The 15,615-nt window shown below is 64.3% G+C and carries 18 protein-coding genes; 5 read left to right on the top strand and 13 right to left on the bottom strand.

The genetic code is table 11. The annotated features are described in order from the left end of the window. Positions 1-102 precede the first annotated feature (102 nt). Positions 103-765 carry a TetR/AcrR family transcriptional regulator gene (locus ABWV23_RS06900; protein WP_353346316.1) on the bottom strand — a complete coding sequence of 221 codons (663 nt, stop codon included), beginning with the start codon at positions 763-765 and terminating at the stop codon, positions 103-105. A 112-nt stretch (positions 766-877) separates the two neighbouring features. Here ABWV23_RS06900 and ABWV23_RS06895 point away from each other — a divergent pair, with 112 nt between their 5' ends. Further along, on the top strand, positions 878-1,516 hold the full coding sequence (locus tag ABWV23_RS06895; protein WP_353346314.1) for a glutathione S-transferase family protein: 639 nt from the start codon (positions 878-880) through the stop codon (positions 1,514-1,516). Here ABWV23_RS06895 and ABWV23_RS06890 read toward each other — a convergent pair. The 3 genes from ABWV23_RS06890 to ABWV23_RS06880 form a co-directional block, all read right to left on the bottom strand. Continuing rightward, a complete protein-coding gene (locus ABWV23_RS06890; protein ID WP_353346312.1) occupies positions 1,513-2,295 on the bottom strand; it encodes an alpha/beta fold hydrolase in 783 nt (260 codons plus the stop codon). The genes ABWV23_RS06895 and ABWV23_RS06890 overlap by 4 nt on opposite strands. Further along, a complete protein-coding gene (locus tag ABWV23_RS06885; RefSeq protein WP_353346310.1) occupies positions 2,292-3,095 on the bottom strand; it encodes a hypothetical protein in 804 nt (267 codons plus the stop codon). Before ABWV23_RS06885 ends, ABWV23_RS06890 begins: the two co-directional genes overlap by 4 nt. A gap of 133 nt (positions 3,096-3,228) precedes the next feature. Further along, positions 3,229-4,308: a C4-dicarboxylate TRAP transporter substrate-binding protein gene (locus tag ABWV23_RS06880; RefSeq protein ID WP_353346308.1), complete on the bottom strand. Its 1,080-nt coding sequence runs from the start codon at positions 4,306-4,308 to the stop codon at positions 3,229-3,231. Positions 4,309-4,491: 183 nt separating this feature from the next. On the opposite strand from ABWV23_RS06880, the gene ABWV23_RS06875 reads away from it, so the two are divergent. Together ABWV23_RS06875 and ABWV23_RS06870 are read left to right on the top strand one after the other, a co-directional pair. Then, complete coding sequence (locus ABWV23_RS06875; protein WP_353346306.1) at positions 4,492-5,028, top strand: TRAP transporter small permease; 537 nt, start codon at positions 4,492-4,494, stop codon at positions 5,026-5,028. Then, complete coding sequence (locus tag ABWV23_RS06870) at positions 5,025-6,341, top strand: TRAP transporter large permease (RefSeq protein ID WP_353346304.1); 1,317 nt, start codon at positions 5,025-5,027, stop codon at positions 6,339-6,341. Before ABWV23_RS06875 ends, ABWV23_RS06870 begins: the two co-directional genes overlap by 4 nt. Before the next feature lie 42 nt (positions 6,342-6,383). Here the strand turns inward: ABWV23_RS06870 and ABWV23_RS06865 are convergent, their stop codons facing one another. After that, on the bottom strand, positions 6,384-7,307 hold the full coding sequence (locus ABWV23_RS06865; RefSeq protein WP_353346302.1) for a LysR family transcriptional regulator: 924 nt from the start codon (positions 7,305-7,307) through the stop codon (positions 6,384-6,386). A 184-nt stretch (positions 7,308-7,491) separates the two neighbouring features. On the opposite strand from ABWV23_RS06865, the gene ABWV23_RS06860 reads away from it, so the two are divergent. Next, positions 7,492-8,289 (top strand): beta-keto acid cleavage family enzyme, encoded by a 798-nt coding sequence (locus tag ABWV23_RS06860; protein WP_353346300.1) that lies wholly within the window; start codon positions 7,492-7,494, stop codon positions 8,287-8,289. Positions 8,290-8,422: 133 nt separating this feature from the next. Here ABWV23_RS06860 and ABWV23_RS06855 read toward each other — a convergent pair whose 3' ends face one another. From ABWV23_RS06855 to ABWV23_RS06845, 3 genes are all read right to left on the bottom strand, one after another. Then, positions 8,423-9,361, bottom strand: coding sequence for a p-hydroxyphenylacetate 3-hydroxylase reductase component (locus tag ABWV23_RS06855; RefSeq protein WP_353346298.1), 939 nt, complete (start codon positions 9,359-9,361; stop codon positions 8,423-8,425). A gap of 53 nt (positions 9,362-9,414) precedes the next feature. Further along, complete coding sequence (locus tag ABWV23_RS06850; RefSeq protein ID WP_353346296.1) at positions 9,415-10,524, bottom strand: LLM class flavin-dependent oxidoreductase; 1,110 nt, start codon at positions 10,522-10,524, stop codon at positions 9,415-9,417. Positions 10,525-10,642: 118 nt separating this feature from the next. Continuing rightward, a complete protein-coding gene (locus ABWV23_RS06845) occupies positions 10,643-11,386 on the bottom strand; it encodes a helix-turn-helix domain-containing protein (RefSeq protein WP_353346294.1) in 744 nt (247 codons plus the stop codon). 87 nt (positions 11,387-11,473) lie between these two features. Between ABWV23_RS06845 and ABWV23_RS06840 the strand changes: the two genes are divergently transcribed. Further along, positions 11,474-12,010 (top strand): peroxiredoxin-like family protein, encoded by a 537-nt coding sequence (locus ABWV23_RS06840; protein WP_353346292.1) that lies wholly within the window; start codon positions 11,474-11,476, stop codon positions 12,008-12,010. A 151-nt stretch (positions 12,011-12,161) separates the two neighbouring features. Here ABWV23_RS06840 and ABWV23_RS06835 read toward each other — a convergent pair whose 3' ends face one another. From ABWV23_RS06835 to paaB, 5 genes are read right to left on the bottom strand one after another with little or no spacing between them, the layout of a single operon-like run. Then, positions 12,162-12,920 carry a Phenylacetic acid catabolic protein gene (locus tag ABWV23_RS06835; protein WP_353346290.1) on the bottom strand — a complete coding sequence of 253 codons (759 nt, stop codon included), beginning with the start codon at positions 12,918-12,920 and terminating at the stop codon, positions 12,162-12,164. A 13-nt stretch (positions 12,921-12,933) separates the two neighbouring features. After that, positions 12,934-14,007, bottom strand: coding sequence for a 2Fe-2S iron-sulfur cluster-binding protein (locus ABWV23_RS06830; protein WP_353346288.1), 1,074 nt, complete (start codon positions 14,005-14,007; stop codon positions 12,934-12,936). Positions 14,008-14,017: 10 nt separating this feature from the next. Next, the gene (gene paaD, locus ABWV23_RS06825) at positions 14,018-14,479 is read right to left on the bottom strand and encodes a 1,2-phenylacetyl-CoA epoxidase subunit PaaD (protein ID WP_353346286.1); all 462 of its coding nucleotides are present in this window, start codon (positions 14,477-14,479) and stop codon (positions 14,018-14,020) included. 5 nt (positions 14,480-14,484) lie between these two features. Further along, positions 14,485-15,261 carry a 1,2-phenylacetyl-CoA epoxidase subunit PaaC gene (gene paaC / locus ABWV23_RS06820; RefSeq protein WP_353346284.1) on the bottom strand — a complete coding sequence of 259 codons (777 nt, stop codon included), beginning with the start codon at positions 15,259-15,261 and terminating at the stop codon, positions 14,485-14,487. Then, positions 15,261-15,545 carry a 1,2-phenylacetyl-CoA epoxidase subunit PaaB gene (gene paaB / locus ABWV23_RS06815; RefSeq protein ID WP_300246021.1) on the bottom strand — a complete coding sequence of 95 codons (285 nt, stop codon included), beginning with the start codon at positions 15,543-15,545 and terminating at the stop codon, positions 15,261-15,263. The genes paaC and paaB overlap by 1 nt, the downstream gene beginning before the upstream one ends. Between the last annotated feature and the right edge of the window lie 70 nt (positions 15,546-15,615).

Genomic DNA, 15,615 nt, shown 5'->3' with positions numbered 1-15,615 from the left:
TTCGTTGGCCAGTGTTGCCCCATGTTAGGCGCCTTGCGCCCGCGACGGAAGTAATAATTATCGAATGATAAACAATTGATGCGACGTGAGGCCCGGCACACGTCAGGCGGGTGTCGCGGACTGGGCCTCGGTGAACAGCATGTACATCTCCAACGCCTGCCGGATCGCATCCGCGCGTCCGGGCGCGTCGTCCTCGCCCGCAACCAGCTGGCGCAGGCCGTAGTTCAGCAGCCCGCCATGCAACAGCCACGGGGCCTGGAGCTCTGCCGGCGTAACGAGGAAGCCCTGATTGCGGCCCAGTTCGATCCGCCGCTCGCGGACAAGGGGTTTCAGGATCTGTTCCTGCACGACCTCCTTGTACCAGTCATAGACCTCGGCATCGCGCAGCGACGCGAAATGCCAAAGCCGCAGCCAGACCGGCCGAAAGATCGTTTCGGTATAGGCTTCGTAGAATCGCTGGAACCGATCTACCACCGGCAGGCTCCGGTCTTGCAGGATGTCGTCCCATGCGGGATCCCAGCTTTCCAGGAAGACGCGGGTATAGACCGCTTCGATCAGGCTCTCCTTGTCGGGGAAATACCGATACAGCAGCGGCTGGGTGATCCCTGCGCCCCGGGCCACGTCGCGCGTGCTTCCGTCGAACCCGGACTCGGCAAACAGTTCGACCGCCGCGAGGACGATCTCTTCCTTGCGGGCCTCCGGCGACAGGCGGCGCCGCGTGTGCACCGTCGCGCCGGTTGAATTGGGTTGCTTTTGTGTGGACACCTGAACTCCGCCGCTTACGAATACCCTGTGTCTCTAAAAGAAAGCATTCCGCCCTTGCAGTCCAGATATTTATCGTGTGATAATTTAGAAAAGGGCTGAGGAGGCTTCGACGATGCGCCTATGGGGACGGACAACATCCGTGAATGTTCAAAAGGTTCTTTGGGCGCTCGAAGAACTTGGCCTGACATATGACCGGCTGGACGCGGGCGGCGCCTTTGGCGGGCTCGACACGCAGGATTATCAGGCGATGAACCCGACCCGCAAGGTGCCTACCCTGCAGGACGGTGACCTGGTGATCTGGGAATCCAACGCGGTCGTGCGGTACCTGGCGCGGGCCTATGGCGACGGCGTTCTGGCCGGCGGCAGCTCGGCGGAAACCGGCCGCGCCGACATGTGGATGGAATGGTTTCAGAACAACCCGTACCCGCATTTCATCGCGCTGTTCTATCAACTCGTCCGCCTGCCGCCGGCGGATCGGGATCCGGCCGCGCGCGACCGCGCCATCGCGGCGGTGACCGAGAATTTTGCGGTGCTGGATGCGCGTCTGTCCGATCAGGCCTATGTCGCGGGAGACCGGTTCACGATGGGGGATATCCCGGTGGGGGCGGCGCTCTATCGTTATTATACGATGGAGTTCGACCGCCCCGATCTGCCCGCGCTGGCCGCCTATTATGATCGGCTGGAACAGCGACGGGCCTATCGGGAAACGGTCATGACCTCTTACGAGAGCCTGCGGGCGGCGACCGCCTAGCCCACGACCAGATCCAGGAAGTTGTGGATCCCGACCGAGAAATCATCGGGGCGGTCCACGTTGATCACGTGTTTCGCACCCGGAACGACCGTATAGCTGGACGCCGGGCAGGCGTCGGCCATGGCGCGCATCGTGTCGGGGGTGGCGCCGCCGTCATTCTCGCCGGCGACGAACAGGGTCGGCACGCGCATTTCGCCCAGGTGTTGCAGGTAATCCAGCCCCATCAGTGCATGGGCGCAGCCGCGATAGCCCTCGGCCGTGGTCTTGAGGAACCCCTCGCGCAGGGCGGCTTCGCGCTCGGGGTGATCGCGGCGGGTGTCCTCGGACAGCCAGAACCCGACGGTGCCTTCCCAGACCGATTCGATGCCGCCATCGTCCAGCTTGGCCATCCGGTCATGCCAGCTTTGAACAAAGGGCGGCGGCGCGTCGGCACGGGCGGCGCAGCAGATCAGCCGCTCGATGCGCTCGGGCGCGGCCAGCCCCATTCCCAGCGCGGTCATGCCGCCCAGCGACAGACCCATGACGGTGGCGCGCTGTGCCCCATGTGCATCCAGCACCGCCAGCGCGTCCGAGACGATCTCGTCAAAGCTGTAGGGCGACGGCGGCGTCGGGCTGTCGCCATGGCCACGGGTGTCGCAGCGGATGACCCGGTAATAACGTTCCAGCAGCGGCACTTGCGCGTCCCACATGGCACTGGTCGCGCCGAGGCTGTTAAGCAAGAGCAGGGCCGGGGCGTCCTTCGGTCCGCTTGCGGTGGAGTGGAGTGTCTGTCGGGTCATGCGAGTTCCAGCTTTCTGAGTTTGCGTTGGGTGTGAGTTTGGTGAATCTGCGAAACGGCATCCGAGAACAGGATCAACGACCGCCGCGCCAGGGCCGCGTTCGTCCAGGCGTGATCCACGAAGGTCAGCGTGCCAAAGGCGCCAGCGGTCTCGGTCATCTCGCGCAGTCGCGCCCCGACCATGGTCTGGGTGCCGTAGAGAACGCAGTCGTCGATCAGGGCATCCACTGTGGCGTCATCGGCGCCCGGCGCAAGGATACCCCGGTAATAGGCGCGGCAGGGGCTGTCAGGCGCCTTTGCGGTTGCTTCCGCCCGGGCCGGATCATCATCCACCACGACCGTGCGGGCGACGCGCCAATCCTGCCTGCGGGCGCATCGGGCGGCATGGGTGCAGCCGGTGACATGTGCCGCCCAGTGGCGCGCCAGCATGTCGGCATCCAGCCAGCTGACCGATAGTGGCGCGCATCCCCGAAAGGACTGCGCCCGGACATCCTCGACATGTTCGACAGGGGCGGCCATCAGGCCGGTCGCGGACGCGTCCTCGCGCCAGGAGGCGCCATCGACCGAGACCAGTTCCGGCAGCCGCCTGACCGGGCGATCCGGTACGATCCGCAGCGAGTCCTGCTGTTCCGGGCCCCCCCGGTGGGGCAGGGCGCAGGGATCTGTCGAGGCGGCGTAGAACTCGGAAAATCCGAGCGCTTCGGCCAGGTGGTCGCGGCGCCCTGCACGCGGGCCGTCGAGGCCGTCGGGGCCGCGCCCATCTGGGTATACGGGGGGAATGGATAAATATCCGAGTTTCAAGACGGCCTCCTCCACAAGGCGGAGGCTTTTTCTGACCTCCTGCCCAGAAAGGGTAAGGGCAGGGGGTCGAACATATGAAACTATATATGCGGGCGGCGGCTATCAGAAAACTTGATAATCGCCGCGCCGCATCTCATTGCAGGTCGTAGTCGACAGGCCAGACATGGCCCCCGTCCCGCGCGGCGTCGATGAAGTCCTGCATCACCTTGGTGCCGGGCATTCCGCGCGAATCCGCTTCCTTGGCGCTCTTGCGGGGAAGTTCAGAGACGCTCTGTGCCCATTCGGCGCGCACCGCGTCCGGCAGCGTGGTGATGATGGCGCCGTTTTCCTTCAGCGCGGCCAGACCTGCCGCCTGGCTGTCATCCATCGCCTTGCCGTTGCGCCGTTCCCATTCCATCCCGACCTCGGTGATGATCTGGCGCAGGTCCTCGGGCAGGCTTTCCATCTTGGCCTGATTGACGGTCAGCACCACCACCGGCATCGCGCCGTAGCCGATCAGGGTATAATATGGCGCGGGCTCATAGTACTTGAAGCCGTTGTACCCGGCAGGGGTCATCAACCAGCCATCGTAGACACCGGTTTTCAGCGCCATGTAGCCTTCGGGCAGGCTCGATTGCACCGGCACGGCGCCGGCATATTCCAGCCACGGCAGGTTCGGCCCGGCGCCGCCGATCTTCACGCCCTTCAGGTCGGAAACCTGCGTCCATTCCTCCTTGGTGCCCAGGTGGTAATTGTCCCATGCACCCAGCCCCAGCATCTGTTGGCCGAACTCTTTCTGAAAGACCTCGGAAAGCCACGGGTTCTTGTCATAGACCACGCGGACCGCTGAAATCGCATCCGACGAGGCCTGCGGTCCGAACGGCTCGAAATAGGGGAAATTGTGCAGGTAGAGGTTCGACGGCTCGAAGCACACGCAATAGCCGCCGAAATCCAGCAGCCCGTTCTGCACCGCTTCCAGCGTCTCGGACACGCCGGCAATCCCGCCGCCATATGATTCGATGAAGTTGACCTTGTGGTCGGTCTCTTCCGCCGCGCGACGCTTTACCTCAGCCACAAAGAAATCCGACATGGTGGTGACATAGGGGGCCGGCCCTTTGGGATGCCCTGACCCGATGCGAAACGTGAACCTGTCCGCCTGCGCCGCGGTGGCGACAAGCGCACAAGCAAGTGCCGTACCGGCAAGCTTTCCCAGAACTCTGGCTTTCGTTGTCATGATAGATGTCCTCCCTTCAAGACATTGTGCCGCTTTTTCCCACGGGGTCACGCGTTTTGCGTCCGGGTTGAATCGCGGCTGAGGACCAGTGATACATTAATTTATCGAACGATAAACAAAAATCTTGTGCAATGCGGTCGCGCCACCTACGCTGTTCCGGGACATCAGCACTGAGGAGGAGTGATGAGACTTCAACTGGCAATCGCGCGATGGGCGCATGTTCTATCGGCTGTATGGGTCTTCTTGCTTGCCCTGCTGATCATCGCCGACGTTCTGGGGCGTACCCTGTTCCTGCATCCAATCGCGGGCACCAAGGAGATCCTGCAGAACTCGGTCATCGCGGTCACGTTCCTGCAACTGCCGCTGGCGGTCTATTCGGGTTCGATGCTGCGCACGACGATCCTGCTCGACTCGCTGAGCCCGCGCGGCGCACGCATGCTGCGGGTCTTTGCCTGGCTGCTGGGGGCGTTGCTGTTCGCCGCTGTGGCCTATGCCTCGATCCCCCCGGCGTTGGCGGCGATCCGGCTTGGCGAATACGAAGGCGAAGGGGCGATGCGAATCTATACCTGGCCGGTGCGCTGCCTGCTCGTGGTCTCGAGCGTCTTTGCCGCCGTGGCCTATGTATCCGCCTTTATCACGGACCTGCGCGGCCCGCAGGGCAAGGTCCCCGACGCCCCCAAACCCGCCCCGAAATCCCTGGCAGGAGCTGACCAGACATGACCATTACCATTTTCGGCATTCTCGGCCTGCTCATGCTGTTCATCTTCCTCGGCGTCCATCTTGCGGTGGCGCTGGGCACGGTCAGCTTCGTCGGCGTCGCCTGGATGATGGGCAGCGTGGATATCGGCCTGTCGATCCTCAGCACCACCGCCTACGAGGCGCTGCGCAAGGATGTCTTCATCATCATTCCCCTGTTCGTCCTGATGGGGGATTTCGTCAGCCGGTCAGGCTCGGCCAACGATCTGTACGGGCTGTGCAACCGGGCCTTCCGGCGCCTGCCCGGCTGTCTTGGCGTGGCGACCGTGGTGGGCAACGCGATCTTTGCGGCGATCACCGGCGTGTCGATCGCCGCCGCCGCCACCTTTTCCCGAATCGCCTACCCGGAGATGGTGGCCCTCGGTTACAGCAAGCGGTTTTCGCTGGGCACGGTTGCGGGCAGCGCCTGCCTCGGGATGCTGATCCCGCCCTCGATCCTGATGATCGTCTGGGCCGTGCTGACCGAGCAATCCATCGGTGCGCTGTTCATCGCGGGGCTGATTCCCGGGCTGATCCTGGCGCTGGCGTTCTGCGGATATTGCGTCGTTTACGCGATCCGCAATCCCGACTGCGCCCCGCTCCTGTCCGCACAGGACGTGGCCGGGGACGACCCGGTCGTGATTCGGCGGCAATTGCTGGGCGGCCTGGCGATCCTCGGGCTGATCGGCATCGTGATCGGCGGCATCTGGGGCGGCTTTCTCACCCCGACAGAGGCGGCCGGGTTTGGCACCATGGGCGCCTTCCTGCTGGGGCTGGCCAAGGGAATGACGCGCAAGGATGTCATGGATGCGATCTACAGCGCCGGGCGAATCACCGCGCCGATCATGATCCTGCTAATCGCGGCCTCGATGTATTCGCGCTTTCTGGCCATGGGCGGCGCCACGCAGGTGATCACCGATCTGCTCTTCTCGGTCAGTGAAAGCCCGGTGGTGGTGGTGGGAATCATCTTCTCGGTCTGGATCCTGCTGGGCATGTTCATTGACTCGACCTCGATCATCCTGCTGAGCGTGCCGATCTTCGCGCCGGTTGCCACCACGCTGGGAATCGATCCGCTGGCCTTCGCGATCTTCGGCATCCTGGTGATCGAGGCGGGGCTTCTGACGCCGCCCTTCGGCCTGCTGGTGTTCACGGTCAAGGCGTCGGTTCCGGATCGAACCGTCAGCCTTGCGGACATCTTCAAGGGGGCGATCCCGTTCTGGATCCTGATCCTCGCCGTGGCGATCATGGTGCTGGTCTGGCCGGAGCTCAGCACCTGGCTGCCCAACGCCATCATCTGAGCCCCGGATCAGAACCGGATCAGAACAGTACCTGAACGCCCGTCAGCCCTGGCTGACGGGCGGAATTTCAAGGACCGAGTTCAGCTCTTCCTGAAGGACGTTGGCAAAGGCCTGCGCGGCAATGCTCAGCGGTTGCTTGCGGGCATGGATCAACATGTAGTTCACGGTGAGCGGGGGATCGACCAGCGGCACGATCTTGCGCCGCTTGCCATCCAGATCGGGCAGGCACAAGACACCTGGAAGGATCGACACCCAGTCGGAATTCGCCACCAGGTCCAATGTGCCGTGCATCGTGTCCAGTTCCAACCTGTCGGCCAGTTCGATGTTGTTGACCGCCAGATAGGTCTCGATCCGGTGCCGCCGCGCATTGGTCGGCCCCGGCAGCACCAGCCGCAGCGGCGTCACCTCGGCCAGGCGGATGCCGCCGTCCCGCACCGGCAGCTCGCGATCCCGTGCATAGACAAGGCATTCGCGGTCCTCGCCCATCACCTTGGACTCCAGCACCTCGCTCAGGTCAAAGGTGGCCGGCACCACCGCGAATTCCAGCCGTCCCTCGGCCACTTCGTTGGCCAGGGCGCCGGAATAGGCCTCCGAGATCGACACGCGCACCTCGGGGTACTCCTGCGACATCCGCAGCAGCACCGAGGTCAGGACCGACCGTGTGAACGAGGGCATCAGCCCGACATGCACATTGCCGACAACGGCCTTGGACAGGTTCCGCAAACGGTCCTCCGCATGACGCGCCGCCGAGAGCACCTTGACCGCCTCCAGATAGAAGGCCCGCCCCGTCTCGGTCGGTGTCACCCCCGAGGAGCTGCGCCGGAACAGCGTCACGTCATAGCGTTTCTCGATCTGGCTGACATGCATCGACAGGCCCGACTGCGTGGCATTCACCTTTTCAGCGGCCGCCGAGAACGACCCCTGTTCATAGACCGCAGCAAAGTAACGCAGTTGTTGAAGCTTCATCAGACTATCCGTTTTTCTTGTAGTCCGTATTCAATATTATACTTATTTGTGACGGCTTGGCATCCGGTATTTTCGGCCGATCACATGGAGAAGAGGAGCCTGCCGTGTTCATGACCCAACCCTGGGATCATCCCCGCAAGACGCAGACCACATCCACCCGGCACCAGTGCCACGGGGTGACCCGATGACCCCGCTGCCCCGGCTGATGGTCGCGCCCAACGGCGCGCGTCGTGGCAAGGCCGACCACCCGCAACTGCCGATCACCGATGACGAGGTCGTGGCGACCGCCCGCGCCTGCCAGCAGGCCGGCGCCGACGGGATTCACGTCCATATCCGCGACGCCGCGGAAAAACACCTGCTGGATGCGGGCCGGTATCGCGCGCTGATCGACCGGTTGGCCGATCAGGTGCCCGGCATGTACCTTCAGGTCACGTCAGAGACCGCCGGCCGCTATGAGGCCGAGGAACAACGCGCCATGATGCGCAGCCTGAGGCCGCAAAAGATCTCGGTCGGCCTGCGCGAGATGGTGCGCCTGCCCCGCGACTGGCCGCAGGCGCTCGAGTTCTACCATTGGGCGGCCGAGGAGGGGATCGAGATCCAGCATATCCTCTACTCCCCGCACGAGGTGCACGCCTTTGTCAGCGCCTGCCTCAACCGCCTGATCCCGGGCCGCCACCACCTGCTCCTGTTCGTCCAGGGCAGCTATGCCAACGGCGCGCAGGACAGCGTTCCGCTGGAAGAGTACCTGGAGCCCCTGACCCGGGCCGAGGGGATGGAGTTCGACTGGATGGCCTGTGCCTTTGGCCCCGAGGAAACCGACAGCCTTGTGCGCGCGGTGCAACTGGGGGGCAAGGCCCGGGTCGGGTTCGAGAACTCGCTCTGGCACGCGGATGGCAGCCTCGCGCGCGACAATGCCGAAAGGGTCCGCGCCCTGGACGCCGCGCTGCGCGCGCTTGCCCCGGCAGACCCGGCGCCAGCCTGAGCGGCTGGCGCGCCTCAAGCGGAAAACCCCATAAAAAAACCCGACCCGAGAAAAACTCGGGCCGGGACGCTTCCGGTTTAGGGGGGGAAGAGCCGAGCGGGGAGAGAAGCTCGCCTCTGAAAACCGGAAACGATTAACCGATGAGATGCCGCAGAACCGCGTTGAACGTGTCGACCTGCGCCGGGCTGAAACCGGCAAAGGTTTCCTCCGCATTGGCCTCGGCCACGCGCCAGCACTGGTCGGCCTTGGCCTGCCCGGCCTCGGTCAGGTCATAGCTGTCGCCGGCCTGCGCCACGAGTCCGCGGTCCTCGAGGTTGACCAGCGCCGCATGCGCTTCGGTCTCGGGCGTGTGCAGATGCACGACCAACTCCTCGGAGGTCAGCGCCGAGAGATCGTTCAGCACCAACAGAACCCTTGCCTCGATCACGCTCAGCCCCAGGGTTTCCATCTTGGGCTGATACCGCTCCTGATAGGCACGCACCGCGCGCAGCATCAGGAAGAACGCGTGGTTGCCCATCCGGCCCTGGTCCGCGTCTGGAAGGTTGGCCTGGTCTGTCTTGGGAAGGCTGTCGGGATGGTCGTAGACCATCGCGTAGGACCCCTGGTGGAAACACAGCGGCGAGCGCCCGAAATCATCAAAGGCCACGACGCGTCCGACAAAGATCCAGTGATCGCCGCCGTCCAGCTTGGCATAGCTTTCGCACTGGAACCGCCCGGCGCACCCGGGAAAGATCGGGGCGCCGCCGATCCCGTCTTCATGCACGACGCCCGCGAACTTGTCGGGCTGCTGGCGGGCGAAATGGTTCGACATCTCCATCTGGTCCGCCGCGAGGATATTGACCGCGAAATGGGTGGCGGATTCGAACACCGCACAACTGCGCGCCTCTTTCATGCTGCTCCACAGGATCAGGGGCGGGTCCATCGACAGCGAGTTGAAGCTGCTGGCGGTCACCCCCACCTTGGTGCCGTCCGGCGCGCGGGTGGTGATGATCGTCACCCCGGTGGCAAAGTTGCCGAGCGCGCGGCGAAAGGCCTTGGGGTCGATGGCGGGTCTGGTGATCGTTTGCGTCATGTCTTGTCCTCCCGGTTGGAACGGGCGCGGGCCACGCCGCGCCCGTGGGGCCGTCAGGCGGCGGCGGCGGTGGGTTCCGCCTTGGTGGCGTCCGTCAGGATCGGCATCACCTCTTCGGCCATCAGGATCATGCTCTTGCGGCCCAGGTCATAGTCGGTCCAGTCATGACCGGCATAGACCAGGTGCTTGAACGGTCCGGTCTCTTCGCGCAGGGCAAGGATCTGGTCGGCCACCGATTGCGCATCGCCATGGATCACAAGGCGATCGAGCACGTAATCCAGCGTCACATCGTCGTCGGGCATGTTCTGATCCTCCTTGAAGAGGTTCAGCCGCCCGCCCTTGCGCATCTTGGTCAGCAATTGCGAGTAATACAGCACATAGGGGCTGCCCGGATCGCGCGCATAGGCCCGCGCGGTCTCCATGTCGTCGGCGACGCAGATGTTCTTGGCGACGCGCCAGTCGGCATAGTCGGGGACGATGCCCGCCTTTTCGCAGCCCTCGACATATTTCGGCCAATGGGTCGCGGCCCATTTCGGCAGAAGGAAGTTGCCCGAGATCGGCTGCCAGCCGCGCTCGGCCATCGCGCTGACGCCCTTCGAGAACGGCGCCACGGCGGTGCCGACGATGGGCGGATGCGGGTCCTGATAGGGCTTCATGATGTCGCCCTGGCCGATGTCGCGCATCATGGTGCGCTCGGTCGAGATTTCCCAGTATTCGCCCTTGAGGTTGTAGGGCGCCTGTCCGGCCCAGATATCAAGAACCATGTCGATGCATTCGACGAACATCGCGTTGCGATCCTTGTCCATCGAGCCGAAGATCTCGGCGTCCGACATCAGCCCGCCGGGCGAGATGCCGAAATTCAGCCGCCCTTCCAGCATGTGATCCAGCATCGCGACCTCGGCCGCGATCCGCGCCGGGTGCGAGTTGGGCATGTTCACGGTGCCGGTGCCTAGGCGGATGTTCTTGGTCTCATAGGCGAGGCTGGCCAGGAACGCCACGCAGGATGTGATGATCTCCGCCTGGTCGGTGGTGTGCTCGCCGCAATAGGCTTCGGCGTAGCCCAGCTTGTCGGCCAGGATGAACGCTTCGCGGTCTTCGGCCAGGCTTTGTGCAAACGGCTTGCCCAGCGGGTGTATCGGCATCGTAAAGAACGACAGTTTCATGGTGGCCCTCCCTTGGCTTCACAAATGAGTGTGACGCAGTGGGGCCAGCTGAAAAACTGAAACTTTCTGATGTTTGCTATCTGGTTTTGCGATGGTGTTGGGCGCGCAAGCGCCCCGATCACGCGGCAGGCTTGGGCCGAAGCGCAATCGGCTGCGTGCCGAACTGCTTGCGGAAGGCCCGGGTGAACCCCTCGGGCGAACCATAGCCGTAGCGGCGGGCAATCGCGTCGACCCGGTGGCCCTTTTCCACGTCCTGCCGGGCCAGCGTCAGGCGCCACTTGCGCAGATAGGCGGCGGGCGGCTCGCCGACGGCGGTCAGGAACATATCGGCAAAGCGGCTGCGCGACAGGCCCGCGATATCCGCCAGGTCCTCGTTGCGCCAACTGTGCCCGGGCCGGTCATGGATCGCCACGATGGCCCGGCTCAGCCGGGGGTCCGACAGCCCGGCCAGCACGCCGGGCCGGGTCGAGCCCGCCTCGATCTGCCCGCGCAGAATGCGCACCACCAGGACCTCGCCCAGCCGGTTCACCACCGAGGCCGCGCCGCAACGTTGCGCCTCGATCTCGGACTTCATCAACCGGGCCAGTGCCAGGGTCTCGGCGTCCCGGGTCATGTCCACCTCGATCACCGGCGGCAGGGCCGAGACCAGCGGGTTGGAGATCCCGCCCCAATCGACCCGGGCCGCGACCAGAACCCGGTCCGACGCAATGTCGAACCCGCAGCGGCGCGGCTGGAACACCGCCTTGCTGGGGCTTTCATCGGCACCGGCCAACACCACCAGCGTCGCCTCGCCCAAGGGCGCCGGATGCACCTTCAGCGTAAAGCGCGAGATCAGGGTGGTCAGTCGGTCGGCACGGGGCATTTCGGTGTTTCGGTCAGATTAATTGGATTTTCGTGATAACAATATCTGCAATACACCCCGATTACGCAATCCAACAAGAGGTAATCCATGCTCATCCCCCGCAAGAAGACCCCCGACCTGTCCCTGCCGACACTGGATCACGGCGCCTTTGATCTGTCCTCCGAGGTATCCGAGCGCGGAACGGTGATTTGCTTCTACCGCGGTCTTCATTGCCCGATCTGCGCCAATTACCTGAGCGAATTCCAGATGCGCGTCGACGATTTCGCCGCCCGTGGCGTCAACACCATCGCGGTCAGTTCCGACGGCGAAGAGCGGACCCGCGCCATGGCGGACAAGATCGGCGCAAAAACGCTGCGATTCGGCTATGACCTGTCGCTGGCCAAGGCAAAGGAATGGGGGCTCTATATCTCCACCGCGCGCGGCAAGACCTCCATCGGGATCGAGGAACCGGCCCTGTTCTCCGAGCCCGGCCTGTTTCTGGTGACGCCGGAGCAGACGCTTTATTACGGTTCGATCCAGACCATGCCCTTCGTCCGCCCGCACTTCTCGGAACTGGTCAAAGCCGTCGATTTCGCGATCGAAAAGGACTATCCGGCGCGCGGCGAATATACCGGCGCCGTCTGAGACGACCTTCGCGGGTCGGACAACGGGGGTGCGGCCCCACGGGTGCGAAGACGTCGCATCGGGATCCGTCGCAGGCCCGTTGCCGGTGCCGACACAAGAAAACAGCCCGGCGCGGGGCCGGGCTGTTCCATTATTCGAAGTCTGGTATCCGTTATGCCGGAACCGTCAGCCCCAGCCGTTTCAGCACGGCACCGGCCTCGGCCTCCCAGCGGGCCTTCCATTCGGCGTTGGTCGCGCGGCGCAGCCCCATCGCCTTGAGGCTCTCGGATTTGGTCGAGGTGGTCGAGCCAAAGCTCGCCGCGACCCGAGGCCACCAGTAATCGACGCTGCCCTGCAACCCGTCCTCGCCGCGCTCCAGCAGCTTGATCACGCCTTCCTCGGCGAGTTCGGCGTGCCGTGCCTCGACTGGCGCGATGGCGCGGAACGCCTCGGCCAGCGGCTGGTACGAGACCATCGAGAATTCCGCCATCTGTACCGCCACCGCGCGGCCCATCAGCAGGTTCATCACCACCGCGTCGGCCCAGCCCTCCAGCGGATAGTTGAAGACAGCCAGCCGCATGTCCCGCTCGGTGCGCGCGGTGCCGATATCGGCACCCCGCTCCAGCCGCGCGGTCCAGGGGTGGTGGTTGGCATAGCGTTCGGTATCGGCACCGAAATCGCCCATGATACGCAGCACCCGGTCGGCGTTGTCGGTCTTTTCCAGCACGATCTTGGCGGCGGCGATCCGCTCCTTGATGCTTGGCCCTGCGTTGATGATGTCGGCGAACCCGGCGGCGCCCGCCAACTCGCTGTCGACAAAGGTCGCCATCAGCTTCATCAGTTCGGCGCGATAGCGTGCAGGCACGTTGGCCGGGTTGGTCAGAACCCCACCCTGGGCCAGGTAGCTCTCGATGCTCATGTCTTCGGCCATGGTCAGCCCCCCCTTACTGGTCGTAATCGACCGTGACGGTATCGGTGAGCGGGAAGGACTGGCACGACAGTATATAGCCCTTTTCCACCTCGTAATCCTCCAGCGCATGGTTGGCGACCATCTCGACCTCGCCCTCGATCACCCGGCAGCGGCAGGTCGAACAGACCCCTGCCTTGCAGGCATAGGGTGCGTCCATCGCGTTCTCCAGCGCCGCGTCGAGAATCGAGGTGTCCTTGCCCATGGTGATGGTCTGGGTCGCCCCGTCCAGCGTGATCGCCGCCGTGGTCTGGTTGGCACCGCTGGCCGCGTCCTTGCTCACCGCCTTGCGCTTGAGCCGCCCGGGCTGGGCGCTGGCGAACAGCTCGAACTTGATCTGCCCGTCGTCCAGCCCATGCGCCCGCAGCGCTGCCGCGATGCCCAGCATCATCGGCTCCGGCCCGCAGATAAAGGCGGTGTCGACGTTTTCGATATCGATCCAGCGCTTGAACAGCTCGCCGCATTTCTCTTCCGTCACCAGCCCGGTGAACAGGTCGATCTCCTGGGTGTCGGTCTCAAGGACGTGGATGATGTTCAGCCGCCCCATGTAGAGGTTCTTGAGATCCTCCAGTTCCTCGCGGAACATGATCGTGTTCACGCCCTTGTTGGCATAGACCAGCGTGAAACTCGATTTCGGCTCGCGCGAGAGGGTGGTCTTGAGGATCGACAGCACCGGGGTGATGCCCGAGCCACCGGCAAAGCCCAGGTAATTGCGCTCGGCGCCCGCGTCGATCGCGGTGTGAAAGGTGCCCATCGGCGCCATCGCCTGCACCTTGTCACCCACCTTCAACTCTTCGTTGGCCCAGGTGGAAAACGCGCCGCCATCGACCCGCTTGATCCCCACCTGCAGGATGCCGTCATCCTTGCCGGCGCAGATCGAGTAACTGCGGCGCAGCTCCTCTCCGTCGAAGTCGTGGCGAAAGGTCAGGTATTGACCCTGGATGAAATCAAAGGCGTCCTCGTCGCCCTCTTGCGGTTTCAGCGTGACCACCACCGCGTCGCGGATGGTCTTGTGGATATCGGTCACGGTCAGATCGTGGAAACGCGCCATCTGCTTCTCCTCAGATGCACTTGAAATAATCAAAGGGTTCGAGACAGTCCTTGCAGCGCCATGTGGCCTTGCACGGGGTCGAGCCGAACTGGCTGACCTTCTCGACGTTCTCGGACCCGCAATGCGGGCAGCGGTCGGGGCCGCCGGCGGGCTGGGGCGGCGCGATGCCGAACGCCTCCAGCTTGGCGCGGCCCGCGTCGCTCAGCCAATCGGTGGTCCAGGCCGGCGACAACTGCCGCTTCAACTCGATCTTCTCGATGCCGTGGCCGCGCAGGGCGGTCTCGATATCGAGGTTGATGATCGAGGTGGCGGGGCAGCCCGAATAGGTCGGCGTGACGGTCACGACCAGCCTGTCGTCCTCCCAGGCGACGTCGCGGATGATGCCCAGATCGGTGAGCGAGATCACAGGGATCTCGGGATCCGGGACGGCAGAGAGCCAATCCCAGACCTGTTCAACGCTTGGATGTGTCATCGGTCTTACCAGCTGGCGCCGGGATAGGCCCGCTGCAACCACTGCATCTGGGTCAGGATATGGCCCAGGTGCTCGGTATGCATGCGCCCGTCACGTCCGCCCTTGTGGGCGAACCGGCCCTCGGGCATCTGCAGCGTCGCATCGGCCAGGATGCGGCCCACCAGCGCGTCATACTCGTCGCGCAGGCTGGCCGGATCGGGGGCGATCCCGGCCTTGACCATCGCCGCGTCGACCGCGTCGCTGGCGAACATCTCGCCGACATAGGGCCAGAGATAGGCCAGCGCCTCTTCCATCCGCCGGTGGCTTTCCTCGGTGCCGTCGCCCAGCGCCACCACCGTGTCAGCCGAGCGTTCCAGGTGATAGGCCACTTCCTTGCTGGCCTTCTCGGCGATATCCGCCACCCGCTTGTCGCTGCTTTTCAGCAGCCGCCCCAGATAGATCGAATGCCAGGCGTCGAACAGGAACTGCCGCATCAGGGTGCGGCCGAAATCCCCGTTGGGCACCTCGGTCATCAGGACGTTGCGGAAATCCCAGGCGTCGCGCAGAAAGGCGAGCGCATCCGCATCGCGGCCTTCACCCTCGACCTCGCCCGCCAGCCCGAGCCAGAGCTGGGTCTGGCCGATCAGGTCTAGCGCGGTGTTGGCCAGCGCGATATCCTCTTCCAGCACCGGCGAATGGCCGCACCATTCGCTGACCCGGTGGCCCAGAACCAGGGTGTTGTCCCCCAGCCGGCACAGGAATTCGAACAGGGCCGCGTCGCCCGATGTCACCTTGCCGCTCATCACATCGCCCCCACTTCCTCGGGGATGTCGAAAAACGTCGGGTGGCGATAGACCTTGGATTCGCTCGGCTCGTAGAGCGGGCCCTTGTCGCTGGGCGACGAGGCGGCGATATGCTTGGCCTCGACCACCCAGATGCTCACGCCCTCGTTGCGGCGGGTATAGACGTCGCGCGCGTTCTTGATTGCCATCTCGGCATCGGGCGCGTGCAGGCTGCCGACATGGCGGTGCGACATGCCGTGCTGTCCGCGGATAAATACTTCCCAAAGGGGCCATTCGTTCTTCATGGGGGTCTCCTCCTGGCACCGGCCGGCCTTGCGCCGCGCCGGAAACTGGGCCTTGCTCCGGCGGCGGGTG

This window comes from Aquicoccus sp. SU-CL01552 (assembly GCF_040365005.1).
Taxonomy (GTDB): domain Bacteria; phylum Pseudomonadota; class Alphaproteobacteria; order Rhodobacterales; family Rhodobacteraceae; genus Antarcticimicrobium.
This window is presented reverse-complemented; position numbering and strand designations above follow the sequence as displayed.

Bases quoted from the DNA above. Each gene is read 5' to 3' on its own strand.
- ABWV23_RS06840 (WP_353346292.1), top strand. From the start codon at position 11,474: ATGCTCATCCCCCGCAAGAAGACCCCCGACCTGTCCCTGCCGACACTG.
- ABWV23_RS06870 (WP_353346304.1), top strand. From the start codon at position 5,025: ATGACCATTACCATTTTCGGCATTCTCGGCCTGCTCATGCTGTTCATC.
- paaB (WP_300246021.1), bottom strand. From the start codon at position 15,545: ATGAAGAACGAATGGCCCCTTTGGGAAGTATTTATCCGCGGACAGCAC.
- ABWV23_RS06890 (WP_353346312.1), bottom strand. From the start codon at position 2,295: ATGACCCGACAGACACTCCACTCCACCGCAAGCGGACCGAAGGACGCC.
- ABWV23_RS06850 (WP_353346296.1), bottom strand. From the start codon at position 10,524: ATGAAACTGTCGTTCTTTACGATGCCGATACACCCGCTGGGCAAGCCG.
- ABWV23_RS06860 (WP_353346300.1), top strand. From the start codon at position 7,492: ATGACCCCGCTGCCCCGGCTGATGGTCGCGCCCAACGGCGCGCGTCGT.
- ABWV23_RS06845 (WP_353346294.1), bottom strand. From the start codon at position 11,386: ATGCCCCGTGCCGACCGACTGACCACCCTGATCTCGCGCTTTACGCTG.
- ABWV23_RS06875 (WP_353346306.1), top strand. From the start codon at position 4,492: ATGAGACTTCAACTGGCAATCGCGCGATGGGCGCATGTTCTATCGGCT.
- ABWV23_RS06835 (WP_353346290.1), bottom strand. From the start codon at position 12,920: ATGGCCGAAGACATGAGCATCGAGAGCTACCTGGCCCAGGGTGGGGTT.
- ABWV23_RS06895 (WP_353346314.1), top strand. From the start codon at position 878: ATGCGCCTATGGGGACGGACAACATCCGTGAATGTTCAAAAGGTTCTT.
- paaD (WP_353346286.1), bottom strand. From the start codon at position 14,479: ATGACACATCCAAGCGTTGAACAGGTCTGGGATTGGCTCTCTGCCGTC.
- ABWV23_RS06880 (WP_353346308.1), bottom strand. From the start codon at position 4,308: ATGACAACGAAAGCCAGAGTTCTGGGAAAGCTTGCCGGTACGGCACTT.
- ABWV23_RS06855 (WP_353346298.1), bottom strand. From the start codon at position 9,361: ATGACGCAAACGATCACCAGACCCGCCATCGACCCCAAGGCCTTTCGC.
- ABWV23_RS06830 (WP_353346288.1), bottom strand. From the start codon at position 14,007: ATGGCGCGTTTCCACGATCTGACCGTGACCGATATCCACAAGACCATC.
- ABWV23_RS06865 (WP_353346302.1), bottom strand. From the start codon at position 7,307: ATGAAGCTTCAACAACTGCGTTACTTTGCTGCGGTCTATGAACAGGGG.
- paaC (WP_353346284.1), bottom strand. From the start codon at position 15,261: ATGAGCGGCAAGGTGACATCGGGCGACGCGGCCCTGTTCGAATTCCTG.